Source organism: Pseudomonas sp. PVC-3-1, assembly GCF_057444315.1.
This window is the reverse complement of record NZ_CM172023.1, coordinates 6,349,275-6,373,289: the sequence shown is the minus strand read 5'-3', so window position 1 is coordinate 6,373,289 and position 24,015 is coordinate 6,349,275. Positions and strand designations below refer to the sequence as shown.

The 24,015-nt window shown below is 65.4% G+C and carries 20 protein-coding genes; 7 read left to right on the top strand and 13 right to left on the bottom strand.

The genetic code is table 11. From position 1 onward, the window contains the following. Nucleotides 1-283: 283 nt before the first annotated feature. Nucleotides 284-1,447, top strand: a complete 1,164-nt coding sequence (locus AC2T4A_RS29360; RefSeq protein WP_054906660.1) for a type III PLP-dependent enzyme — start codon at nt 284-286, stop codon at nt 1,445-1,447. A 465-nt stretch (nt 1,448-1,912) separates the two neighbouring features. On the opposite strand, the gene AC2T4A_RS29355 is transcribed toward AC2T4A_RS29360, so the two are convergent. The 3 genes from AC2T4A_RS29355 to AC2T4A_RS29345 all read right to left on the bottom strand — a co-directional run bounded on the left by AC2T4A_RS29355 (nt 1,913) and on the right by AC2T4A_RS29345 (nt 5,294). Continuing rightward, complete coding sequence (locus tag AC2T4A_RS29355; RefSeq protein WP_486742419.1) at nt 1,913-3,715, bottom strand: phosphoethanolamine transferase CptA; 1,803 nt, start codon at nt 3,713-3,715, stop codon at nt 1,913-1,915. A 97-nt stretch (nt 3,716-3,812) separates the two neighbouring features. Further along, a complete protein-coding gene (locus AC2T4A_RS29350; RefSeq protein ID WP_416744800.1) occupies nt 3,813-4,607 on the bottom strand; it encodes a tetratricopeptide repeat protein in 795 nt (264 codons plus the stop codon). Between the two features lie 6 nt (nt 4,608-4,613). Further along, nucleotides 4,614-5,294, bottom strand: a complete 681-nt coding sequence (locus tag AC2T4A_RS29345) for a Fe2+-dependent dioxygenase (RefSeq protein ID WP_192224694.1) — start codon at nt 5,292-5,294, stop codon at nt 4,614-4,616. A gap of 201 nt (nt 5,295-5,495) precedes the next feature. Here AC2T4A_RS29345 and AC2T4A_RS29340 point away from each other — a divergent pair, with 201 nt between their 5' ends. Together AC2T4A_RS29340 and AC2T4A_RS29335 are read left to right on the top strand one after the other, a co-directional pair. Next, nucleotides 5,496-7,802 carry a TonB-dependent receptor gene (locus AC2T4A_RS29340; RefSeq protein ID WP_486742418.1) on the top strand — a complete coding sequence of 769 codons (2,307 nt, stop codon included), beginning with the start codon at nt 5,496-5,498 and terminating at the stop codon, nt 7,800-7,802. A gap of 181 nt (nt 7,803-7,983) precedes the next feature. Further along, the gene (locus AC2T4A_RS29335) at nt 7,984-10,533 is read left to right on the top strand and encodes a PepSY domain-containing protein (protein WP_486742417.1); all 2,550 of its coding nucleotides are present in this window, start codon (nt 7,984-7,986) and stop codon (nt 10,531-10,533) included. Between the two features lie 307 nt (nt 10,534-10,840). Here AC2T4A_RS29335 and lpxO read toward each other — a convergent pair whose 3' ends face one another. After that, a complete protein-coding gene (gene lpxO / locus AC2T4A_RS29330) occupies nt 10,841-11,740 on the bottom strand; it encodes a lipid A hydroxylase LpxO (protein ID WP_416744963.1) in 900 nt (299 codons plus the stop codon). Nucleotides 11,741-11,871: 131 nt separating this feature from the next. Between lpxO and AC2T4A_RS29325 the strand changes: the two genes are divergently transcribed. Genes AC2T4A_RS29325 through AC2T4A_RS29315 form a run of 3 tightly spaced genes read left to right on the top strand, consistent with a single transcriptional unit; the run spans nt 11,872 to nt 14,215 of the window. Next, entirely contained in the window at nt 11,872-12,627 is a 756-nt protein-coding gene (locus tag AC2T4A_RS29325) for a 5-oxoprolinase subunit PxpA (protein ID WP_416744803.1), read from the top strand. Continuing rightward, on the top strand, nt 12,624-13,301 hold the full coding sequence (pxpB, locus tag AC2T4A_RS29320) for a 5-oxoprolinase subunit PxpB (protein WP_486742416.1): 678 nt from the start codon (nt 12,624-12,626) through the stop codon (nt 13,299-13,301). The genes AC2T4A_RS29325 and pxpB overlap by 4 nt, the downstream gene beginning before the upstream one ends. Then, nucleotides 13,298-14,215, top strand: coding sequence for a 5-oxoprolinase subunit C family protein (locus AC2T4A_RS29315; RefSeq protein ID WP_486742415.1), 918 nt, complete (start codon nt 13,298-13,300; stop codon nt 14,213-14,215). The genes pxpB and AC2T4A_RS29315 overlap by 4 nt, the downstream gene beginning before the upstream one ends. 2 nt (nt 14,216-14,217) lie before the next feature. Here AC2T4A_RS29315 and prfH read toward each other — a convergent pair whose 3' ends face one another. From prfH to AC2T4A_RS29300, 3 genes are all read right to left on the bottom strand, one after another. Further along, nucleotides 14,218-14,829, bottom strand: a complete 612-nt coding sequence (prfH, locus tag AC2T4A_RS29310) for a peptide chain release factor H (RefSeq protein ID WP_486742414.1) — start codon at nt 14,827-14,829, stop codon at nt 14,218-14,220. Beyond that, the gene (locus AC2T4A_RS29305; protein ID WP_416744807.1) at nt 14,829-15,965 is read right to left on the bottom strand and encodes an RNA ligase RtcB family protein; all 1,137 of its coding nucleotides are present in this window, start codon (nt 15,963-15,965) and stop codon (nt 14,829-14,831) included. Before AC2T4A_RS29305 ends, prfH begins: the two co-directional genes overlap by 1 nt. 209 nt (nt 15,966-16,174) lie before the next feature. Beyond that, nucleotides 16,175-16,657: an Lrp/AsnC family transcriptional regulator gene (locus AC2T4A_RS29300; protein WP_416744808.1), complete on the bottom strand. Its 483-nt coding sequence runs from the start codon at nt 16,655-16,657 to the stop codon at nt 16,175-16,177. A gap of 134 nt (nt 16,658-16,791) precedes the next feature. Between AC2T4A_RS29300 and AC2T4A_RS29295 the strand changes: the two genes are divergently transcribed. Next, entirely contained in the window at nt 16,792-17,418 is a 627-nt protein-coding gene (locus AC2T4A_RS29295; RefSeq protein WP_486742413.1) for a LysE family translocator, read from the top strand. A gap of 101 nt (nt 17,419-17,519) precedes the next feature. On the opposite strand, the gene AC2T4A_RS29290 is transcribed toward AC2T4A_RS29295, so the two are convergent. The 6 genes from AC2T4A_RS29290 to AC2T4A_RS29265 all read right to left on the bottom strand — a co-directional run bounded on the left by AC2T4A_RS29290 (nt 17,520) and on the right by AC2T4A_RS29265 (nt 24,005). Next, nucleotides 17,520-18,170, bottom strand: coding sequence for a hypothetical protein (locus AC2T4A_RS29290; protein WP_486742411.1), 651 nt, complete (start codon nt 18,168-18,170; stop codon nt 17,520-17,522). A gap of 161 nt (nt 18,171-18,331) precedes the next feature. Continuing rightward, the gene (locus AC2T4A_RS29285) at nt 18,332-19,303 is read right to left on the bottom strand and encodes a peptide ABC transporter ATP-binding protein (protein ID WP_416744811.1); all 972 of its coding nucleotides are present in this window, start codon (nt 19,301-19,303) and stop codon (nt 18,332-18,334) included. Continuing rightward, a complete protein-coding gene (locus AC2T4A_RS29280; protein ID WP_416744812.1) occupies nt 19,300-20,277 on the bottom strand; it encodes an ABC transporter ATP-binding protein in 978 nt (325 codons plus the stop codon). The genes AC2T4A_RS29285 and AC2T4A_RS29280 overlap by 4 nt, the downstream gene beginning before the upstream one ends. 133 nt (nt 20,278-20,410) lie before the next feature. Continuing rightward, nucleotides 20,411-21,322: an ABC transporter permease subunit gene (locus tag AC2T4A_RS29275; RefSeq protein ID WP_301533125.1), complete on the bottom strand. Its 912-nt coding sequence runs from the start codon at nt 21,320-21,322 to the stop codon at nt 20,411-20,413. A gap of 14 nt (nt 21,323-21,336) precedes the next feature. Then, nucleotides 21,337-22,347, bottom strand: a complete 1,011-nt coding sequence (locus AC2T4A_RS29270) for an ABC transporter permease subunit (protein WP_054906646.1) — start codon at nt 22,345-22,347, stop codon at nt 21,337-21,339. A 74-nt stretch (nt 22,348-22,421) separates the two neighbouring features. Then, nucleotides 22,422-24,005, bottom strand: coding sequence for an ABC transporter substrate-binding protein (locus AC2T4A_RS29265; RefSeq protein WP_486742410.1), 1,584 nt, complete (start codon nt 24,003-24,005; stop codon nt 22,422-22,424). Nucleotides 24,006-24,015 lie beyond the last annotated feature (10 nt).

Genomic DNA, 24,015 nt, shown 5'->3' with positions numbered 1-24,015 from the left:
TATCCAAAACAGTCAACCGGCAGTGCGACAAAGGGATGTAAAAAAGCGGCAATTCAGGGTTGAACTCACGAACTTCAGGTCCTAAAGTTCGCGCCCGAACGTCCATGCTGGAAACGATCCATCCGGCTCAAGTACTGACGACGAGAGGCACCGGCGCCATTGACCGGTACCGGTGATACTCGGCGACATGCCTTGGGAAGTAGGCGAACCAAAGTGGGGAAACGGATTCGACGTTCAGCTTCACCCCTACGAATAACCTGTTCTGCCATTTGGAGTCCCAACCATGTCCATCAAGGTCGAGGATTACTTCGCCCCCGAAACCTTCCAGCGTATGAAGGCGTTTGCCGACAAGCAGGAAACCCCCTTCGTCGTCATCGACAAGCAGACCATCGCCGATGCCTACGACCAGCTGACCGGCTGCTTCCCGTTCGCCAAGATCTACTACGCGGTGAAGGCCAACCCGGCCACCGAGATCACCGAGTTGCTGCGCGACAAGGGTTCGAACTTCGACATCGCCTCCATCTATGAGCTGGACAAGGTGATGAAGACCGGCGTGCGCGCCGAGCAGATCAGCTACGGCAACACCATCAAGAAAGCTCGCGACATTCGCTATTTCTATGAGAAGGGCGTGCGCCTATTCGCCACCGACTCCGAAGCCGACCTGCGCAACATCGCCAAGGCCGCGCCGGGCTCCAAGGTCTACGTGCGTATCCTCACCGAGGGTTCCACCTCGGCCGACTGGCCGCTGTCGCGCAAGTTCGGCTGCCAGTCCGACATGGCCATGGACCTGCTGGTGCTGGCCCGCGACCTGGGCCTGGTGCCCTACGGCGTGTCCTTCCACGTCGGTTCGCAGCAGCGTGATATCGGTGTCTGGGACGCGGCCATCGCCAAGGTCAAGGTCATCTTCGAGCGCCTGAAGGAAGAAGACGGCATCGAGCTGAAGCTGATCAACATGGGCGGCGGCTTCCCGGCCAACTACATCGCCAAGACCAACAGCCTGGAAACCTACGCTGAAGAGATCATCCGCTTCCTCAAGGAAGACTTCGGTGACGAGCTGCCGGAAATCATCCTCGAGCCGGGCCGCTCGCTGATTGCCAACGCCGGCATCCTGGTCAGCGAAGTCGTGCTGGTGGCGCGCAAGTCGCGTACCGCCGTCGAGCGCTGGGTGTTCACCGACGTGGGCAAGTTCTCCGGCCTGATCGAAACCATGGACGAGTCCATCAAGTTCCCGATTCACGTGGAGAAGAAGGGCGAGCTGGAAGAAGTGGTGATCGCCGGCCCGACCTGCGACAGCGCGGACATCATGTACGAGCACTACAAGTACGGCCTGCCGCTGAACCTGGCCGCTGGCGACCGCCTGTACTGGCTGTCCACTGGTGCCTACACCACCAGCTACAGCGCGGTGGAATTCAACGGGTTCCCGCCGCTGAAAGCTTTCTACCTGTAAGACCTGGCTCGTGCCGAAAAAGCCCCGCTTGATGCGGGGCTTTTTCTTTGGGCGCGCACGAGCGCCGTAGGAATGGACCTTGTCCGCGAATTCCCGCGCCCAGGACGCACGCAACTTGTAGGAGCGAGCTTGCTCGCGAACGTTCTGGCCCCGCGACGATAGATGGTTCGCGAGCAAGCTCGCTCCTACAAAGGGCCCGCACATTCATGGCTAATAGAGAGGCAAGCTCACCTATGGGCTGTTTCTTTTTGCGCGCAGCGGACCTTGTCCGCGAAATCCTGCGCCCAGGAAGAAAAGCAAAGCTGCACGCCACCTGTAGGAGCGAGCCTGCTCGCGAACGCTCTGGTCCCGCTGCGATGGGCGGTTCGCGAGCAAGCTCGCTCCTACAAAGAGCCTGCGCACTCTCGTCTGCAGAATGAAAAACGCCCCGCAGTGCGGGGCGTTTTTCATGGCATCGGCAACGGCTCAACCCTCGTTGGGTTGCGCCTTCGCCGGTGCCTGCGCGGTGGTCGGCGCCTTGCTCTCGGTGGCGATGTCCTGCTGCGGTGCGGCCTGGTCCATCGGCAGCTTGTCGAACTCGTGCAGACCGTCCTTGCGGTACGGGTCGCCGATCCAGCGCGGGGCGGCGGCGAACTGCTGGTTCACCAGGCTCTTGGCCGGTTCGTAACGGTCGTAGCTCAGGCCGGCGAGGTCCGACAGGGTGTGGATCAGGTGCGAACTGCTGTACGAGCGATTGGCCACCGCCTGCAGGTCGCGGGGGTGCTCGGCCTGCCAGCTGGGCGAGGTCCAGACCATGAACGGAATGGTGTACATGGGCCGGGTAGGGTCCATCTCGTTGCGGCCCAGGCGGTCGTGGTTGCCCGAGCTGTAGACCTCTTCGCCATGGTCGGAGAGGTAGAGCATGAAGCCGTTGGCGTTGGCTGCCGAGTAGCGCTTGATCAGGCTCGACACCACGAAGTCGTTGTAGCGAACCGCGTTGTCGTAGAAGTTGTAGGTTTCCACTTGGTCATCCGACAGCGCCGAAGGAACGCCCTGGCGGTCCTTGAAGTAGGCGAACTCGTCCGGGTAGCGATAGCGGTAGTCCATGTGCGTGCCCAGCAGGTGGATCACGATGAACTTCTTCTGCGCCGGGTCCTTCAGGGCCTTCTCGAACGGGTCCAGCACCACGCCGTCGTACTGGCTCGCGTTCTGGTTGCGCTGGTTGTTCAGGTACGCCTGCTCGTCCGTCTGCTGGGAGAAGGTGGTGAGCATGGTGTTGCGCTTGGTCATCGTCTGCTGGTTGGTGATCCAGAAGGTCTTGTAGCCCGCCTGTTTCATCAGGTTGATCAGCGACGGATCGGTGAGGAACCGGTCCGGGTTCTGCTCATCGCCGAAGGTGAGGATCTGCTGCATCACCTCGATGGTGTACGGGCGCGGCGCAACCACGTTCTGGAACACGGTCAGGCCCTGGCCGCTGGCGGCAAGGGCGTCGAGGTTCGGCGTGGTGTCGCGGCCGTAGCCGTACAGGTGCATGTGCTGGCGGGTGGTGGATTCGCCCAGCACCAGGACCAGCGTGCGCGGCTCGTTACCGCTGCTGTCCTTGAGGTTCTGCAAGGGCGGCAGCGAAGCGTTCTGCTGCAGCAGCTTCTGCATGTTGTCCAGCTGCTGGCGGTACTGGACGTAGCCGACCACCAACTGCCAGGGTACCGCCGGCTCCATGCGCGACTGCACCTTTTCCACCGCCTGGGCGAAGGTGCGTTCCTGGGTGACCATCTGCTTGTAGAAGGGGTAGAACAGGTTCAGCACGACCAGCAGCACGGCCAGCGGCACGCGGGCATAGGCCGGCATGCTGATCGGGCGGATGCGCTTCCACAGCACCATGGCGACCACGGTGTAGGCCAGCAATGCCAGGCACAGCCAGAGGCTGAAGTACTGGCTGAAGTACTCGCCGGCTTCGGCGGTGTTCGACTCGAACATCACGAAGATGACGCTCTGCGAGAACTCCTGCTTGTAGATGCCGAAGTAGCTCAGGCCCACCAGCGAGGCACCCCAGAGCACCAGCCCGATGAGTGCGGCGATGCCCTTGGTGAAGCGCGGCAGCAGCAGCGGCGGTGCGAGCCACAGGCTGCTGAGGAAGAAGGCGTCACGGAAGCCGGCGAAGCCGGTGGTGCCGCTGAACAGGATCAGCGCCTGGGTAACGCCGGAGAAGTACCAGAAGAACAGCAGGAGCCAGCCCAGGGCGGCCCAGTCCACGCGTTTGCGCGCTACGGGGGATGTGGTGTTCGACACTTGCGCCTCGTCGTTGCCAGGCGGCTGCCGAACGCTCCGGCAACCAGGTTAGCCGGCAAAGCTAGCAGGGCGGGCGTGAAAATTACGTCAAGGGGCGTCAGGCGACGCCCATCTGCTCGGCGAGGTGACGCAGGTCCGACTCGTCGCCCAGTTCGGCGGCGCGCTGGAAGTAGGCCAGGGTCAGCTCGCGCAGGCTCGGCGGCATGGAGGCGGCGAGCTGCTGGCGGGCCACGCGCAGGAAGTTGAGGTTGCCGCCTTCCAGCGCCCGTTCCAGCCAGATGCGCGCGGCCGGCAGGTCGCCGCGCTCGGCGAGCACCGAGGCGTGGCTGAACTGACCACGGAAGTCACCGGCCTCGGCCGACCGGCGGTACCACTGGTGGGCTGTATCCAGGTCGCGCGGGACCACCAGGCCTTCTTCGTGGAAGCGCCCGACCAGGTTCATCGACTTGGCATGCCCCAACGCCGCCGCGCTCTGGTACAGCGCCAGCGCGCGGGCGTCGTCGCGCACCACGCCGCGGCCGGTGGAGAGCAGGTTGGCGAGGTTGTACATGGCCCAGTCGAGCTTCTGCTGCGCAGCGATCGCGTAATGGCGGGCGGCGCCGGCCTCGTCCTTTTCGCAGCCCCAGCCGTGCTCCAGGCAGCGCCCGAGCATGTTGCGCGCCATGGCGTGGCCGCGCTCGGCGGCGATGCCGAACCAGGTCAGGGCGAGGCCGACGTCCTGTTCGATGCCATGGCCGTCGAGAAGGATCTGCCCGAGCAGCGCCTGGGCCTCGACGTCCCCTTCACGAGCGCCGGCCAGGATCAGCCGGGCGGTCTGCCGCGGATCGTCGGCGAGTTGGCCGGTGAGGTCTTCGACATTGATTTCTTCAGTGCGACGCAGGACGAAACTCATGGCGGGTCAGACGTCCACCCAGCGGCGCAGCAGGTTGTGGTAGGTGCCGGTCAGCTCGATCAGCGCCGGGTGGTCCGGCACGTCGCGAGTCAGTGCCTGGATCGACTGGTCCATCTGGAACAGCAGGGCGCGCTGGCTGTCCTCGCGCACCAGACTCTGGGTCCAGAAGAACGAGGCGATACGCGCGCCGCGGGTCACCGGGTTGACCTTGTGCAGGCTGGTGGCGGGGTAGAGGACCAGATCGCCGGCCGGCAACTTCACCTGCTGGGTGCCGTAGGTGTCCTGGATCACCAGTTCGCCGCCGTCGTAGTCCTCGGGGTCGCTGAAGAACAGCGTCGAGGACACGTCGGTGCGCACCCGTTCGCGGCCGCCCTGGGTGTCGCGCACGGCATTGTCGATGTGGAAGTCGAACGAGCCGCCGCCGGTGTAGCAGTTGAACAGCGGCGGGAAAACCTTGCTCGGCAGGGCAGCCGACTGGAACAGCGGGTTGCTCCACAGGCGCTGCAGCATGGCCTCGCCGATTTCGCGGGCCAGCGGGTGGTCCTGCGGCAGTTGCAGGTTGTGCTTGGCGCGGGACGACTGGTAACCGGCGGTGACCTTGCCGTCGGCCCATTCGGCCTGTTCCAGGGCGGCGCGGATGCGCGTCACCTCATCGCGGGTGAAGACGCCAGGAATGTGCAGCAGCATGGGCCGGTTCCATCAGGTTCGATAATTTGCCAATGATAATGATTTGCAACAGATCGATACAACCGCCATACCCCTACTTCTGACAGGGAGAAAGTGTAAAAGTTGTAAATCATCTGCGTATGGTAATGAATGCGAATTGATACAAATTCTTATTTGCAATAGATTGCGCGGCCTTCATGAGCCCCTGGGGAGGGAGTTTCGATGTTGCGTCAATCCACCGAGTTCGCCGGCAGCAAGCCGCGCCTTCTAGTCAGCGCTGTCGGCGTGGCGATCACCGCCATGTCCGGTACTCATCTGGCCCACGCCGCCGAAGCTTCGCCGAAGAAGTCCGGCCAGGACGTGCTGTCCCTGGATGCCGACACTGTGGTTGGCACCCAGGAGCAGGACCCGACCACCTACAACGTCGAGAAGTCCGCGTCGAAGAAGTACACCGCGCCGTTGCTGGATACGCCGCGTTCGGTGACCGTGGTGCCGCAGCAGGTAATCAAGGACACCGGCGCGCTGACCCTGCAGGACGCCCTGCGCACCGTGCCGGGCATCACCTTCGGCGCCGGCGAAGGTGGCAACCCGACGGGTGACCGTCCGTTCATCCGTGGCTTCGACGCGCAGAGCGACACTTACGTCGACGGCGTGCGCGACACCGGCGCGCAATCGCGCGAAGTCTTCAACCTCGAGCAGATCGAAGTCAGCAAGGGCCCGAACTCGGCCTTCGGCGGCCGCGGCTCGGCCGGTGGCAGCCTGAACCTGATCAGCAAGCAGGCCAAGGCCGGCAACTTCACCGACGGCAGCTTCACCTACGGCTCGGATCAGACCCGTCGCTACACCCTCGACACCAACCAGGAGTTCCTCGACGGCAATGCCGCGTTCCGCCTGAACCTGATGACCCACGACCAGAACGTCGCCGGTCGCCAGGCGGTGGACGCCAGCCGCTGGGGTATCGCGCCGTCCCTGACCTTCGGCCTCAACGGCCCGACCCGCGTCACCGTCAGCCACTACCACCTGGAAAGCGACGACACCCCGGATTCCGGCATCCCGTACGCCAAGAGCGCCGACCGCAGCAAGCACAACCCTGACAAGCCGGTGAACGTCGACCGCGACAACTACTACGGCCTCGAGGATCGCGATTTCCAGAAGAGCCGCATCGACACCAGCACCATCACCTTCGAGCACGACTTCAACGATGCCCTGAGCCTGCGCAATACCACGCGCTACGGCACCGCGCACCAGGACTACATCTGGACCCAGCCCGACGACAGCCAGGGCAACATCAACAACGGGACCGTCTGGCGCCGCAACAACAACCGCATCAGCACCACCACCACCGCGACCAACCAGACCGACCTGTTCGGCGAGTTCTACCTGGCCGGCTTCAAGAACAGCTTCACCACCGGCCTGGAATTCACCCGCGAAGACAGCAAGCGCGACGGCTATACGGTGAACACCAACACCGGCTCCAGCGCCGGCGCCAACAAGTGCCGCCCGGCCATCGTCGGCGCGCCCAGCGGCTACAACTGCACCAGCCTGGAAAACCCGAACCCGCACGATCCGTGGAACGGCAGCATTGTCCGCAACTACAAGCCGCTGAACACCGTCGCGACCACCAAGGCGATCTACGGTTTCGACACCATCGACCTGAACGAGCAATGGCAGGTCAACGTCGGCGCGCGTTTCGACAGCTTCGAGACCACCGCGAAGAACCATGGCGTAAGCCCGACCACCAAGTTCGAGGACAGCTCCAGCTTCTGGAACTGGCAGGCCGGCGTGGTCTACAAACCGGCGCCCAATGGCAGCATCTACGCCTCGTACGCCACCTCCGCGACCCCGCCCGGCTCGATGCTGGACAACGGTGACACCGGCAACGCCGTGGACACCTTCGCGGTGAAGAACAACCTGGAGCCCGAAGAAACCACCAACTACGAAATCGGTACCAAGTGGAACTTCCTCGACGAGCGCCTGGAGTTGACCGCGGCGATCTTCCGCACCGACAAGGACAACGCCCGGGTACTGGTCTCCAACCAGACCTACGACAACGCCGGCCAGTCCCGCGTCGACGGCATCGAGCTGTCCGCCAGCGGCAAGATCACCGACAAGTGGAAGGTCTTTGCCGGCTACAGCTACCTCGACAGCGAGCTGGTCAAGGCGGGCAAGGCCGGCCGCAGCGGCACGGTGAACGCCACCGCACCGTCCAACGACGGCAACCAGATGCCCAACACCCCGGAAAACAGCTTCAGCCTGTGGACCACCTACGACGTACTGCCCAACGCCACCATCGGCGGCGGCACCTTCTACGTCGACAAGGTCTACGGCGATGTGGCCAACACCATGTACGTCCCGGACTACTGGCGCTATGACGCGATGGCCGCCTACAAGCTGAGCAAGAACGTCGACTTCCAGCTCAACGTGCAGAACGTCTTCGACAAGAAGTACTTCGACAAGGCCTACGCCTCGCACTACGCGTCGCAGGCGGCCGGTCGCACCGTGCTGTTGTCCACCAACTTCCACTTCTAAGGCCGCGCACTTCCGGCGACCTGCCCCGGCCGACGCTCCTCGGCCGGGGCTTTTCTTCGTCCGGGCCCCAGCCGCTGAAGGTAAGGCCAGGGTAAAGATTGTTAAATCGGCTGCGTTTGCGAGCCATTCTCATTAAAATGCCCGCCCTGCGTGATGGGTGTCCGAAGGTGAAGTCGCGGTGTTGAAGAAAGTCCTTTTCCAGTTGCATTGGCTGTTCGGTATCAGCGCGGGTCTCGTGCTGGCGCTGATGGGCATCACCGGGGCGATGCTGTCATTCCAGGATGAAATCCTGCGCGCCATCAACCCCGAGAGCCTGGTGGTGGAAAAGCGCGCCGAAGCCGTGCTGCCGATGGACGAACTGATCCGCCGGGTGGAGAGCGCCGAGCCGGGCAAGAAGGTCTCCTTCCTCTGGCTCAAGACCGAGGGCGCGGAGTCCGCACGCATCTTCTTCACCCCGCCACCGGGCCAGCGCCGTGGCGAATCCCTGTATGTGGATCCCTACACCGCAGATGCCCTGCCCGCGCCAGTGGGCGAGGGCGCCTTCATGTTCATCATGCAGCTGCACCGCTTCCTCGCCGCCGGCGAGTTCGGCCAGCGGATCACTGCCGCCTGCACCCTGATCCTGGTCTTCTTCTGCCTTTCCGGGTTGTACCTGCGCTGGCCGCGCAAGGCGCTGAACTGGCGCACCTGGCTGACGTTCGACTGGCGCAAGAAGGGCCGCGCCTTCAATTGGGACCTGCATGCCGTGGCCGGCACCTGGTGCCTGGTGTTCTATCTCCTGGCCTCGCTGACCGGCCTGTACTGGTCCTACGAGTGGTATCGCAACGGCCTGTTCAAGCTGCTCGACGACGCTCCCGCCGGCCAGGCCAAGGGCGGCCAGCGCGGTGGCGGCAAGCGCGGCCCGGCGCCCCAGGGCCCACCGCCGGTAGTCGATGCCACCGCCATCTGGAACACCATCCAGCAGACCGGCGGCTCCGCCATGACTGCCTACAACCTGCGCCTGCCGCCGGTGAAGGGCCAGCCGGCCACGGTCTTCTACCTTCTCGATGACGCTGCCCACGAGCGTGCCTTCAACGAGATGACCATCGACCCGGCCAGCGGCAAGCTGCTCAAGGACCGCCGCTACAACGACAGCAGCGTCGGCAAGCAACTGCTCACCAGCGTCTACGCTCTGCACGTCGGCAGCTATTTCGGCCTCACCGGGCGCATCCTGATGATGGTCGCCAGCCTGACCATGCCGCTGTTCTTCATCACCGGCTGGCTGCTCTACCTTGATCGCCGCCGCAAGAAGCGCGCAGCGCTGGCCGCCCGCGGCGAGTTGGACAAGAACGCCGGTGGCGCCGATTCCTGGCTGGTGGGCTACGCCAGCCAGAGCGGCTTCGCCGAGCAACTGGCCTGGCAGAGTGCCGGCCAATTGCAGGCTGCCGGCCTGCCGGTGCGCGTCGAACCGCTGGGCAAGCTGGACCGCGTGCAACTGGAGCAGACCCGCAACGCGCTGTTTGTGGTCAGCACTTTCGGCGAAGGCGAGGCGCCGGATAGCGCCCGTGGTTTCGAGCGCCAGGTGCTCGGCCAGACCCTTGGCCTCAACGACCTGCGCTTCGCCGTGCTGGCCCTGGGCGATCGCCAGTATGAGCACTTTTGCGGCTTCGCCCGGCGCATGCAGGGCTGGCTGCAGGGGCAGGGCGCGCGCCCGTTGTTCGACGGCGTGGAAGTGGATAACGGCGATGCTGCCGCGCTGCATGACTGGCAGGTACGCCTGGCCGAGCTCTCCGGCGCCGCGCCGCAAGTGGCCTTCAACGCGCCGGCCTTCGAGGTCTGGACGCTGAGTGGCCGTGAGCACCTGAACCCTGGCAGCCAGGGCGAATCCACCTGGCTGCTGCGTCTCGCTGCGCCGCACGATTCGCAGATCGACTGGGCCGCTGGCGATCTGGTGGAAATCGTCCCGCGCCAGCCGGACTTTCTCGTCCGCCGTTGGCTCGAACGCCTCGGCCTCGACGGCGCGGCCAAGGTGCAGGTGGATGGCCTGGGCATGCCGCTGCAGGACGCCCTGGCCGGATGCCTGCTGCCGGGCAACCTCGAACACCTGGTTGGCCAGCATGGCCAGGCGGTCTACGACGCGCTGATCAAGCTCTCGGTGCGCCAGTACTCCATCGCCTCGCTGCGCAGCGCAGGCGCCCTGGAGCTGATCGTCCGCCAGGAGCAGCATGCCGACGGCTCGCTGGGCATCTGTTCCGGCTGGCTGACCGAGTACCTGCCCGAGGGTGGCAGCCTGTTGCTGCGCCTGCGCCGTAACCGCAGCTTCCACCTGAGCGAAGACGACCGCCCGCTGATCCTGATCGGCAATGGCACCGGCATCGCCGGCCTGCGCGCACTGTTGCAGGCAAACGTCGCCGAAGGCCGCTCGCGCAATTGGCTGCTGTTCGGCGAGCGCAACATCGCCCACGACTTCTACTGTCGTGAAGAACTCGAAGGCATGCTGGCGTGCGGCGAACTGCAACGCCTGGACGTCGCTTTCTCCCGCGACCAGGCCGAGAAGGTCTACGTCCAGGACCGCCTGCGCGCCAGTGGCGAAGTCCTCGCCCAGTGGCTCGATGAGGGTGCGGCGATCTACGTCTGCGGTAGCCTGCAGGGCATGGCCGAGGGCGTCGACCACGCCCTGCGCGAGATGCTAGGTGATGCCGAGGTCGAAGCGTTGCTGGAGAGTGGGCGCTACCGACGCGACGTGTATTGAACGAGAGCGCCGAGCCAAGTCGTAGGGTGCATAACGTTCGACGTTATGCGCCGTGCAACCGGTGCGACGGCGTACAACCGTGAACAGTTGTATGCCTTACGCGGCCGCGCGCATTGCTTGTCGTAGGAGCGAGCTTGCTCGCGAACGGATTCACTGGCGGCTCCAGCGCTGGGCTGGTTCGCGAGCAAGCTCGCTCCTACAGGGAGAAGCTGCACTCCGCTGGTAATCCTTTTCCGAGCCCCACAAACAAAAAGGCCCCCGCGAATGCGGAGGCCTTTTTGATATCGGCGTGCTTAAACCCTGCGATTCATATCCACAGGAACAGTGCCAGCACCGCCGCGAAGAAGCCCCACTTCTGCAGGTAGTACAGCTTGCGGTTGCGCTTCTTCAGCGCCTTGCCCTGCAGGCGGATCTTGTACAGCGAGGCAAAGGCGCGGTTGATGCCGCCGGTCTTGTCGCCCGCGTCGTTGGGCGAGGCGGCCGCGGCCATCACGTTGCGGCTGAACCAGCGATTGAACGCCGTCACCCAGCCGTATTTCAGCGGTCGCTCGATGTCGCAGAAGAGAATCACCCGGTCATGGTCCGTGGTGTTCTCGGCGTAGTGGATGTAGGTCTCGTCGAACACCACCGCCTCGCCGTCGCGCCAGTGGTAGCGCTCGCCGTCCACCTCGATGAAGCAGCCCGGATCGTTCGGCGTCAGCAGGCCCAGGTGGTAGCGCAGCGAACCGGCGTAGGGGTCGCGATGGCGCACCAGGCGCGAGCCCGGTGGCAGTTCGGCAAACATCGCGGCCTTTACCGACGGAATCTGCCGCAGCAGCTCGGTGGTCTTCGGGCACAGGGCGTCGGCGGACGGATGGCTGTCGTCGTACCATTTCAGGTAGAAGCGCTTCCAGCCGGTCTTGAAGAATGAGTTGAAGCCCACGTCGTTGAGCTGGTCGGAGCGCTTGATGCTGCCGGCGTCGCGCAGGTGCAAGGCTTCGCTGCGGATGGTCTCCCAGTTCTCGCTGAGCAGACGCATCTCGGGGAATTCGTCGGTCGCCAGGTAGGGGCGGCTCGGTACCCTGGAGAACAGGTACATCAGGCAGTTGATCGGCGCCAGGAAGCTGGAGTGGTCGCTCAACTGACGTGTGAACTTGTGGCGCACCCGCCCACGCAGGTGGACATAAACGATGCTCAGGCCGAAGGCGGCCAGAATGGCGGCTTTGATCATTCGGGGGGAGTTTTCCACGGGTCTAGAGGCGGAATGGTACTCCTCCTGAACGTGACTGAGTATTCTCCGAAGGCCAAAGGCCATTTGCTGCTTTACCCTGTAGGAAATCTGGAAGGACGGCGACACCGATGACCGAGCGCAGCACGCGAATCCTGCTCAACTGCGACATGGGCGAAAGCTTCGGCGCCTGGCGCATGGGCGACGACATCCACGCCATGCCTCTGATCGACCAGGCCAACCTTGCCTGCGGCTACCATGCGGGTGACCCGCTGACCATGCAGCGCACGGTCCGCCTGGCGGTGGAGCAGGGCGTCAGCATCGGCGCGCACCCGTCTTACCCGGACCTGGCCGGCTTCGGTCGTCGCCACATGAGTTGCTCGCCCGAGGAAGTCCACGCCCTGGTGCTCTACCAGATCGGCGCGCTGGACGCCTTCTGCCGCGCGGCCGGCACCCAGGTGGCCTACGTGAAGCCGCACGGCGCGCTGTACAACGACCTGGTGCGCGATGACGCGCTGCTCGCAGCGGTGCTCGATGCCTGCTCCGCCTACCGCAAGCGCCTGCCGCTGATGGTGCTGGCCCTGGCCGACAACAACCGCGAGCTGCAACTGGCTGACGCTGCCGACGTGCCGCTGATGTTCGAAGCCTTCGCCGACCGCGCCTACCTGCCCGACGGCCAGCTTGCCCCACGCCGCCTGCCCAACGCCGTGCACCACGAGCCGCAGCGCATCCTCGACCAGGCCCTGGCCATCGCCCGTGGCGAAGCCTTCCCGGACATCGATGGCAACCCGCTGCGCCTGCGTGCCGATAGCCTCTGCGTGCATGGCGACAACCCCGAATCCCTGGCGGTGCTGCGGCGCCTGCGTGGCCTGCTGGACCAGGCATGATCCGCGTCGAGCCCTTCGGCGCCACGGCGCTGCTGATCACCCTCGCGGAGCATCCTGACAACGCGCTGCCGCTGCGCATCGCCCGGCTGACCGAGCGCCTGCGCACCGAGCTGGGCGCGGCACTGACGGATTGCGTACCGGGCTGGACCACGCTGCTGTTGCACTATGACCTGCTGCGCATCGACCTGCCGCAACTGCAAAGCCGCGTTCAGGCCGCGCTGGCGGACTGGCCCGGCGACGCCCTGGCGAACGACGCCGGGCGCCTGCATGAAATCGCCGTGTGGTATGGCGGCGAGGACCTCGCTGACGTCGCTCGTCTCTGCGGCCTCACCTGCGCGCAGGTGATCGACCTGCATGCCGGCCGCGACTATCGCGTCGGCGCTATCGGCTTCTCTCCTGGCTTCGCCTACCTCGGCGAGTTGGACGAACGCCTCGCTTTGCCGCGCCGGGCCACGCCGCGTACGCACGTGCCCGCAGGCAGTCTGGCGATTGCCGAGCGCCAGACGGCGGTTTATCCACAGGCATCGCCCGGTGGTTGGCATCTGCTGGGGCGCAGCTCGCAGCGCTTGTTCGATCCGCAACGGCAGCCGCCTTGCCCGCTGGCGGTAGGCGATCTCGTGCGCTTCCTGCCCATCGATGCGGCGACTTATCGTTCGGCCGGAGGCGCGCCATGAGCTTGAAGGTGATTGCCTGCGGCCCGCTGTGCCTGCTGCAGGATGGCGGCCGGCAAGGCTGGCAGCGCCTGGGCGTTTCGCCCGCTGGCCCGGTGGATAAACAGGCGGCGGCCTGGGCCAATCGCCTGCTCGGCAATTCGCCGGGGGTGCCGTTGCTGGAAATCGCGCTGGGTGGTGTGGAGCTGGAAGTGCAGGCGGACGCCTGGCTGGCGCTGACCGGCGCAGAGCTGCCGGCAATCCTGGATGGCGAGCCAGTGCCGGGCTGGTCGCGCTTTCGCGTGCGAGTCGGGCAACGCCTGAAACTGGGCTTCGCCCGCGCCGGTCAGCGCGCCTATCTCGCCACTGCCGGAGGCTTCCACACGGAGCCGATACTGGACAGCGTTGCAACCCAGACGCGGGAAAAACTGGGCGGGTTTGGCGGCAATGGCCAACCGCTGACCGCCGGTGATGTGCTGCAGTGCGCGGCCCTCGGCGAGCGCATCGCTGGCGGTGCCAGCGTGCCCTGGCCGTATCGACCGGATTACCGCGACACCCCGACGCTGCGTGTGCTGCCCGGCCCGGATGCTTTCAGCGAGAAACAGCGACAGGCCTTCTTCGAGCAGTGTTGGCAGGTCAGCCCGCAATCCGATCGCATGGGTGTGCGACTGCGCGGCGAGGCGCTGAGTGCGCCTCGCCGGCAATGGTCGTTGGGGATAGTGGAGGGCGCCATCCAGGTGCCGCCGGACGGCCAGCCGATTGTCCTGCTGGCCGACCGCCAGACCATGGGCGGCTACCCGTTGCTGGGCGTGCTGCACCCGCTGGACATCGGCCGACTGGCGCAATGTCCGGCGCACAGCGAAGTGCGATTCGTCCCGGCAAGCGTGGAACAGGCGCAGGCGGACCTGCGCGCATTCCTGCGCTTCTTCTGCGGCTGATCTCAGCCCTCGAAGCGATCGCCACGAAACACCCGGCGCGGATTGCCGCGTTGCAGATGGTGATGCACCAGTCGGCGTTCGGCACGCAGCTCGCTGCTCGCCTGCTCCGTGCGTTCCTCCAGCTTGCGGGCGATCAGCAGCAGCGCCAGGCGCTTGTTGGCGTGCTGGCTGCGCTCGCTCTGGACCTTCACGCTCAGGCCGCTGGCAACGTGGGTGGCGCGCACCGCCGAGTCGGTGGTGTTGACGTGCTGCCCGCCGGGACCCGAGGAGCGCAAGGTTTCGAAGCGCACTTCACCTTCGAGGCTGGCCGATGGCGCGTTGAATCGCGCGCCGCCGAAGTACCAGTTCTTGCGCCCGTGGTTGGGCCGGTAGGGGCTGGCGCAGACCCATTGCAGGGTGCCGCTCCAGCCCTCGGCCAGGGTTGCCGCCGAGTCGCCGTCGAGCGCCAGCAGTACCGAGAGCAGGGTGCCCTGGCGCGGGCCGGCTTCCTCCTCGATCACGCGCACCTCGGTGCCGAGAGCCTCGGCTTCGCGCAGCAGTCGCTGCAGAGCCTTGGCCACGGCCAGCGCACATTCGTCGGGCCCCTGGGCCGCGGAAAGTTGCAGCAGAATCATCAGCAGCACTCCCCGCGGGTCTTGTAGGTCAGCACCGGCTTGAGTCGCGCCAGGACCCGCAGCAACCCCGCTTCGCGCAGCGCGCCGACCACCGAGTCGATGGCCTTGTACGCTTCCGGTGCCTCCTCGTAGATCAGTCCGCGATCACCGCAGATCACCCGGCTGCCCAGCGCGGTGCGGGCCAGTTGCTCGACGCGGTAGCGCGCTGAGAGACGGTCCTTGCACTCGCTGCGCATCCACTTGCGCCCTGCACCGTGGGCGAGGGAGAAGAGACTGCGCGGGTCCGCAACCGGTTCTACCAGGTAGCTGTAGTCGCCGCGCGAGCCGGGGATGACCATCACCCCGCGATCCGCCGGCGTCGCGCCCTTGCGGTGCAGCCAGCCGTCGACGCCTTCGACCTGCGCCGGGCTGACGAGGTTGTGGTTCACGTCCAGCACCTGCGCGCCGTCCGCGCGCAGGCGGTCGAGCATGCGCAGGGCGATCAACTGGCGGTTGGCTTCGGCGAAACGCAGCGCGCCGTCATGGCGAGCCAGATAGTGCGCGCAGTCGTCGCTGCCTTGTTCCAGGCCCTGGTGGCTGAAGCGGTCCACCTGCTCGCGCAGGATGGCTTCGCCCAGGCCGCGCGAACCGCTGTGCACCAGCAGGAGCAGGTGGCGACGGTCGAGACCGAGGGCTTCCACGGCCTGCTCGTCGTAGCGCTGATCGAGTTGCTGCAGCTCGGCGAAGTGGTTGCCGCCGCCGATGGTACCCAGCGAATGCTCGTGGCCGCAGGGCGGTAGAGCGAAGCTCGCGATGCGCTCGCTCCAGTCTTCGTCCAGGGGGCCGTCGAGGTTGCCCAGGCGCTTTTCCAGCTTGTCCAGGTTCAGCTTGGCGGTGGCGATATCGGTGCGCCACAGCGCCATGCCGCAGCCAATGTCGTTGCCCACCAGCGCCGGATACAGTCGGCCGGTGGAGAAGAACGCCGCGCCGATCGGGTAGCCGCGCCCGGGGTGCAGGTCCGGCATGCCGGCGACTCGCTGCATGCCCGGCAGGCGAGCGGTGGTTTCAAGTTGCTGGATCGCTTTACCTTCGATCCAGGTGTCGTCCGCGGCGATCAGGGTGATGCCGTCGGACAGATTTTGGATGCAATTGCCCATTGTCCAATCCCATGAGGAATGAAACGAAAAAAGAGGATGGGGGCAGGCCGGAGCCGGGCAATGCGATGCCGCCAGAGGGGCGGCGGGGAAGCGATTACGCCAGACGCGACCTGCAAAGGGTGATCAGTGTTTGCATGATGTCTCTCCTTTGCTGTCGGTGGATGGAAGGTGGCGAATGATAGGCGCGCGGTCGCCCGCGCGCAATCCCGCTATTTCGGCAGATGCCGCAGCGGCAGCGGCGCTGACTCCTTTACCGTCTGGATAGCAAAGTTGCTGCGGATGTCGCTGACGCCCGGCAGCTTGAGCAGGGTGCCGGTGAGGAACTGCTCGTAGGCGCGCAGGTCGGGCAGCACGACTTGCAGGAGGAAGTCCGACTCGCCGCTGACCAGATGTACCGAGATGACTTCCGGCAGGTCGATCACCGCCTGGCGAAAGGCAGCAGCGCTGCTATCGCTGTGGCGCTCCACTTTCACCCCGACGAACACCGTCAGCCCCAGGCCGACTTCGTCGCGGCCCAGTTCGGCGTGATAGCCGCGGATCATGCCGGCCTCTTCCAGGATGCGGACGCGGCGCAGGCAGGGGGAGGGTGACAGGCCGATCTCTTCGGCGAGCTGCACGTTGGTCAGGCGGCCGTCGCGCTGTAGCGCGGCAAGGATGCGGTGGTCGTAGGCGTCCAGTTTCGGAGTTGGCATGACTGGCTTCTCTGCGGTTCAGGATTGGCAGGATATGCCAGCTAGGGCGCTTTTGCTGGTCAATTACGCAAGCACCTGCCTGTGCCTTCAGGCATAGAATCCTTATCCGCAATGACTTCTTCGGAGTGGTCCCTGTGGATATCGGCGTCTTCCTGCTGGCCCTGGCGATGGTTTACCTGCTGCCCGGACCGGACATGATTCTCCTGCTGCACACCGGCGCCCGTGATGGCTGCCGCGCTGCATTGGCGACCGCGCTTGGGCTGGGCGCGGCGCGCGCATGCCATGTGGCTCTGGCAGCGACCGGGCTGGCGCTGCTGTTCCGCACTGCGCCCTGGACGTTCGACGCCGTGCGCGTCGGCGGCGGTCTCTACCTGGCCTGGATCGGCGTGCAACTGCTGAGTGCGCCGGTGGGGTTGCCGGTGGCAACGGGGGCGGCCGGGTTATCCACAGTCAGCTATCGGCGCGCCTTTCGCCGGGGCCTGCTGACCAATCTGCTCAACCCTAAGGCCCTGCTGTTCTGCTCGGTGCTGCTGCCGCAGTTCATCCATCCGCAGAACGGCCCGCTGGCGCTGCAATTCGCGCTGCTGGGTGGCGTGCTGGTGGTGGTCGGGTTGGGCTTCGACGCGTTCTACGCCGTCAGCGGCGAGCGCATGGGGCGCTGGCTGGCGCGGCACAAGACAATGCAGCGCGTGCAGCAGTGGGGCTTCGGCGGGCTTCTGCTGGGGTTCGGTGTGCGTCTGGCGCTGATCCGCGATCTGTAGGCTGAAGTCTTTCGTAGGAGCGAGCTTGCTCGCGAACCAGTTTGCCAGCAGCTTCGAAGCCTGGGTTGTTCGCGAGCAAGCTCGCTCCTACAAGGATCTGCTCAGAGGTCTTGCGGTTGGATCTTCCACAGCCGTGCCACGGACGGCTTCTGCGGATTGCGCGCGACCACCAGCAGACCGACGTCGCCGCCGCGCAGCTCGCGCACCAGGTGTTCGCCCTTGCGCTGCTGCATGGCTTCGGCGAGATAACCCAGGGCGATGCTCGCCGCCGCCGGGTGTGTGGCGACCGGGACGTAGCTGCCATCGTCCATGTCCAGCACCACATGCTGTTCTCCGGCATCCGGCGCGGGAACGTGCAGGTTGGCCTTGAGCAGATGCGTCAGCGCCTTGTTGCGCTGTGCGCCGGACATCTGCTCCTGCAGCGCCTGTTCCAGCGGCAAGAACTCTTCACGGGGTGCGGCTTTCGGCTGCGCAGGCGGGGGAGGCAGCTGAGTTTTTGCCGGTGCAGGTTTGGCGCGTGCTACCGCAGTGGCTGCCGCAGGCGCTGGAGCGACATCCAGCTCATCCGCGGCCAGGCCTTCCCAGTCGATCTCGTCCAGGTCGAACCCTTGCTTGGGCAATTTCTTCTGCACCGCTCTGCTGGGTTTCTTCGGTGCGCGGGTATTCATCCGCCGCTGACGTTTCCATTTGTGCAACTGCACGTTGGCGACGATGGCGGTGACAAGGATGAGCAGAAGGAAGAACAGCAGCATGGAAGGTAGTGGCCCTGTGGATAACGGCCACGGCGTGCGGGCGGTGGCGGGAGGCCACCCTAGCGGGAAGTGATGGATTAGGCGGTAGGCCTGTTCCTTCTGCGTTGTAGGACGCAGCTGTATCCGAAAGAGGGGCCGGCCTATGACCGGCCCGTTTCGTATCAGTTCAGGAACTGCTCGGCGTGATGACAGGCGACTTGTCGTTCGTCCAGCAGGCGCAGCTCTGGCACCTCGGTTTTGCAACGTTCGGTCGCGTAGGGGCAGCGCTTGTGGAAGGCACAGCCGGTCGGCGGGTTGAGCGGGTTGGGCAGCTCGCCCTGGATCTTGATCTTGGGCTTGCTCGGGTCGGGATGGATCGCCGGCGTCGCCGAGAGCAGAGCCTGGGTATAGGGATGCAGCGGGCGCTCGTAGAGCTTCTCCGCAGGGCCCATTTCCGCCGGGCGGCCGAGGTACATCACCAGCACGTCGTCAGCCACGTGGCGGACCACGGCGAGGTTGTGGGAGATGAACACGTAGGCGGTGCCGAACTCCTGTTGCAGGTCCATGAACAGGTTGAGCACCTGGGCCTGGATCGACACGTCCAGCGCCGAGGTCGGCTCGTCCGCCACCAGCACCTTGGGCCTGAGCATCATGGCGCGGGCCAGTGCGATGCGCTGGCGCTGACCGCCGGAGAACATGTGCGGGTAGCGCTGGTAATGCTCCGGGCGCAGGCCGACCTGCTTCATCATCGCCTGCACCCGTTCGCGGCGTTCGACGCGGGAGAGACTGGTGTTGATCAGCAGCGGCTCGGCCAACTGGTCGCCGATCTTCTGCCGCGGGTTGAGCGAGGCGTAGGGGTTCTGGAAGACCATCTGCACGTCACGGCGCAGTTGCTTGCGGGTGTCGTGGTCGGCTCCTTTCACCTCGTGGCCGGCGATCTGCAGTGAGCCTGAGGTGGGTTCTTCGATCAGCGTCAGCGCGCGCGCCAGGGTGGACTTGCCGCAGCCGGATTCGCCGACCACGGCGAGGGTCTTGCCGGCCTGCAGGTCGAAGGACACGCCATTGAGCGCGCGGACCAGGGCATGCGGCTTGAACAGGCCCTGGGAGATTTCGTAGTGACGGGTCAGGTCGCGGGCGGTCAGGACGGCGCTCATCGGGCCACCTCGGTATTCAGGTTGAGCGGGTAGAAGCAGCGCACCGCGCCGCGCTCATGGGCTTCCAGGGCCGGGCGTACGGCGCGGCAGTTGTCCTGCACGTAGGGGCAGCGCGGCGACAGCAGGCAACCCTGCGGCCGGTCGAACTTGCCGGGGACGATGCCCGGCAGGGTGGCCAGGCGTTCCTCGCCGGCACTGTGCTCGGGAATCGCCTTGAGCAGCGCCTCGGTGTACGGGTGGGTCGGCAGGTCGAACAGCGCCGGCACCTGGCCGATCTCCACCGCCTGCCCGGCGTACATCACGCAGACGCGCTGGGCGGTCTCGGCGACCACGGCGAGATCGTGGGTGATCAGGATCAGAGCCATGCCCTGGTCGCGCTGCAGGTTCAGCAGCAGCTCCATGATCTGCGCCTGGATGGTCACGTCCAGTGCGGTGGTGGGCTCGTCAGCGATCAGCAACTTGGGCTCGCCGGCGATGGCCATGGCGATCGCGACGCGCTGGCTCATGCCGCCGGACAGCTGGTGCGGGTAGGCGTCCAGGCGCTGGGCAGCGCCGGGGATTTCCACCCGCTCGAGCAGTTCCAGCGCGCGCTGGCGCAGCGCCTTGCCGCGCAGGCCGAGGTGCAGCTTGAGCACTTCCTCGATCTGGTAGCCGACGGTGAAGCTGGGGTTGAGGGCGGTCATCGGGTCCTGGAAGACCATGGCGATGTCCTTGCCGACGATGCGCCGCCGCTCGCGGCCCTTCAGGCGCAGCATGTCGGTGCCGTCGAACTGCATGGTGTCGGCGGTGATGATGCCCGGGGCATCGATCAGGCCCATCAGGGCCATCATGGTCACCGACTTGCCGGAGCCGGACTCGCCGACGATGGCCAGGACTTCGCCCTTGTCCACCGAGAGGTCGAGGCCGTCCACCACCGGGATGGCGTTGCGGTCGCCGAAGCGGACCGACAGATTGCGCAGGTCGAGGAGGCTCATACGGCGGTCTCCATCAGGCTTCTGTTCTTGGTGTAGGAGCGAGCTTGCTCGCGAACGGGGAACGCGGGGGATTGCAGGTTCGCGAGCAAGCTCGCTCCTACGAAGAGCACGAAAGTATTCAACGAGTTGCTCCTCACGCCGCATTCTTCAGCTTCGGATCCAGCGCATCGCGCAGGCCGTCGCCCATCAGGTTGATCGCCAGCACGCTGAGCAGGATGGTCAGGCCGGGTAGCGAGACGACCCACCAGGCGCGCTCGATGTAGTCGCGCGCGGAGGCCAGCATGGTGCCCCACTCGGGCGTTGGCGGCTGCACGCCGAGGCCGAGGAAGCCCAGGGCGGCGGCGTCGAGGATGGCCGAGGAGAAGCTCAGGGTGGCCTGCACGATCAGCGGCGCCATGCAGTTGGGCAGCACGGTGACGAACATCAGGCGCAAGGTGCCGGCGCCGGCCAGGCGCGAGGCGGTGACGTAGTCGCGGTTCAGCTCGCCCATCACGGCGGCGCGGGTCAGGCGCACATAGGCCGGCAGCGAGACGATGGCGATGGCGATCACGGTGTTGATCAGGCCTGGGCCGAGGATGGCGACGATGGCCACCGCCAGCAGCAGCGAGGGCAAGGCCAGCATGATGTCCATCAGGCGCATGATCACCGGGCCCAGGCGGGTCGGCGAGAAGCCGGCGAGCAGGCCGAGGAAGATGCCGGGGATCATCGAGATCAGTACCGAGGTCAGGCCGATCATCAGCGACAGCCGCGCACCGTGCATCAGCCGCGAGAGCAGGTCGCGGCCCAGTTCGTCGGTGCCCAGCAGGAACTGCGCGTTGCCGCCTTCGAGCCACAGCGGCGGGGTGAGCAGGAAGTCGCGGAACTGTTCGCTCGGATCATGGGGCGCGACCCACGGCGCGAACAACGCGCAGAACACGATGACCAGCATGAACAGCAGGCCGCCGACCGCGCCCTTGTTGCGCGAGAAGGCGTGCCAGAATTCTTTCAGCGGGGACGGGTAGACCAGGCTCGGGTCGCTGGCGGGAGCTTTGGCGTTGGCATTCATGGCGTCGGCTCCGGTTAGCGTTGGTGGCGGATGCGTGGGTTGGCGAGGCCGTAGAGGATGTCCACGATGAAGTTCACCAGGATCACCAGGGTCGCCACCAGTAGGATGCCGTTCTGCACCACCGGGTAGTCGCGCCGGCCGATGGCGTCGATCAGCCATTTGCCGATGCCGGGCCAGGAAAAGATGGTTTCGGTCAGGACCGCGCCGGCCAGCAGCGTGCCGACCTGCAGGCCGAATACGGTGAGCACCGGGATCATGGCGTTGCGCAAGGCATGCACGAACACCACACGTGCCGGCGACAGGCCCTTGGCGCGAGCAGTGCGTACGTAGTCTTCGCGCAGCACCTCGAGCATCGAGGAGCGGGTCATCCGCGCGATCACCGCCAGGGGGATGGTGCCCAGCACGATGGCCGGCAGGATCAGGTGGCGCACGGCGTCCATGAAGGCGCCTTCTTCATCGGACAGCAGCGTGTCGATGAGCATGAAGCCAGTCTTCGGCTCGATGTCGTAGAGCAGGTCCAGGCGCCCGGAAACCGGCGTCCAGCCCAGGGAAACGGAGAACAGCATGATGAGGATCAGGCCCCACCAGAAGATCGGCATGGAGTAGCCGGCCAGGGAGATGGTCATCACCCCGTGGTCGAACAGCGAGCCGCGCTTGAGTGCCGCGATCACTCCGGCGAGCAGGCCGAAGACGCCGGCGAACAGCAGGGCGGCCAGGGACAATTCGAGGGTGGCGGGGAACAGGGTGAGGAACTCGTGCCAGACGCTGTCGCGAGTGGTCAGCGATTCGCCGAGGTTGCCTTGGGCAAGGTTGCCGATGTAGTCGAGGTACTGCTGGTAGAGGGGTTTGTCGAGGCCCAGACGGTGCATGGCTTCGGCGTGCATCTGCGGATCGACGCGGCGTTCACCCATCATCACTTCCACGGGGTCGCCCGGAATCAGGCGGATCAGCGCGAAGGTGAGCAGGGTGACGCCGAAGAAGGTCGGGATCAGCAGACCGAATCGGCGTGCGATGAAACTCAGCATGGTGGTCGGGGGCTCCTCATCGAGCGGCTACCCGTCGGGTCACGACGGGCGCCGGTTTCTTATTACTTCGCCAGTTACTGGATTCGAACGTCGGCGAAGTTGTTGTTTGTCATCGGGTTGATGGTGTAACCCGAGATGTCGCTGCGGCGCACATTGAACAGCTTAGGATGCGCCAGGGGAATCCACGGTGATTGTTCGTGGAATATGGATGTCGCCTTTCTATAAAGTTCCGCCCGTTTTGCCGTGTCATTGCTCTCACGGGCCTGCTGAATCAGCGCTTCGAATTCCTGATTGCACCAGAATGCCTGGTTTTCGCCGGACTTCGCCGCGGCGCAGGACAGGTTCGGGCTGACGAAGTTGTCCGGGTCGCCGTTGTCGCCGGCCCAGCCCAGCAGGGACAGGTCGTGCTCGCCGGCCTTGGAGCGCTTGAGCAGCTCGCCCCATTCCAGGGATCGGATCTGTAAATCGATACCGGCCTCGGCCAGATCCGCCTGCATCATCTGTGCCGCCAGCGCCGGATTGGGGATGGTCGGCGAGCTGCCGTTGCGAATGAAAATGCTCAGCTTGAGGTTTTCCGCCCCGGCCTCCTTGAGCAGGGCCCTGGCACGCTCGGGGTCGTGGGGCCAGTCCTGGACGTCGTTGTTGTAGCCCAGCAGCGTCGAGGGATAGGGGTTGATCGCCGGGCTGGCGGCGTTGGCGCCGAAAACGGCGTCGAGCAGGGCTTTCTTGTCGATGGCGAGGTTGATCGCCTGGCGTACGCGCACGTCGTCCAGCGGCTTGTGCTTCGTGTTGATGGCCACGTAGGTGGTCATCAGGGCGTCGATGCTGTCTACCGCCAGGTTCTTGTCCTGCTGCAAGGCGGGCACGTCCGACGGCTTGGGGTAGAGGGCGATCTGGCATTCGTTGCGCCGCACCTTCTGCATGCGCACGTTGGGGTCGAGGGTGATGGCGAACACCAGGTTGTCGATCGCCGGCTTGCCGCCGAAATAGTCCGGGTTGGCGCGGTAGCGTACCTGGGCGTCCTTGGCGTAGCGGTTGAAGACGAAAGGGCCGGTGCCGATGGGCAGGTTGTTGATCTGGCCCTGCTTGCCGGCGGCCAGCAACTGATCGCCGTATTCGGCGGAGTAGATCGAGGCGAAACCCATGGCCATGTCGGCGAGGAAGGGCGCTTCGGGATGGTTCAGGGTGAAGCGCACGGTGAGGTCATCGACCTTCTCCACCGATTTGATCAGCTCGCGCATGCCCATGGCGTCGAAGTAGGCGTAACCGCGGTTGGCCGTCTCATGCCAGGGATGCTTGGGGTCCAGCGCCCGCTGGAAGGTCCAGAGCACATCATCGGCATTGAACGCACGGGTGGGTTTGAAGTAGTCGGTGGTATGGAACTTCACCTCCGGGCGCAGGTGGAAGGTGTAGGTCAGCCCATCGGGGCTGACCTCCCAGCTCTGCGCCAGGGACGGCACCAGCTCGGTGGTGCCGGGGCGGAAGCCTACCAGGCGGTTGAAGATGGTTTCCGAGGTGGCATCGTTGGTGACCGCGCCGGTGTACTGGACCACATCGAAACCTTCCGGGCTCGCTTCGGTGCAGACCACCAGGTTCTGCGCCAGGGCGGTGCCGCTGGCGAGCGCCAGCAGAAGGGGGATCAGACGCGGGATGGGCATGCCGGTTCTC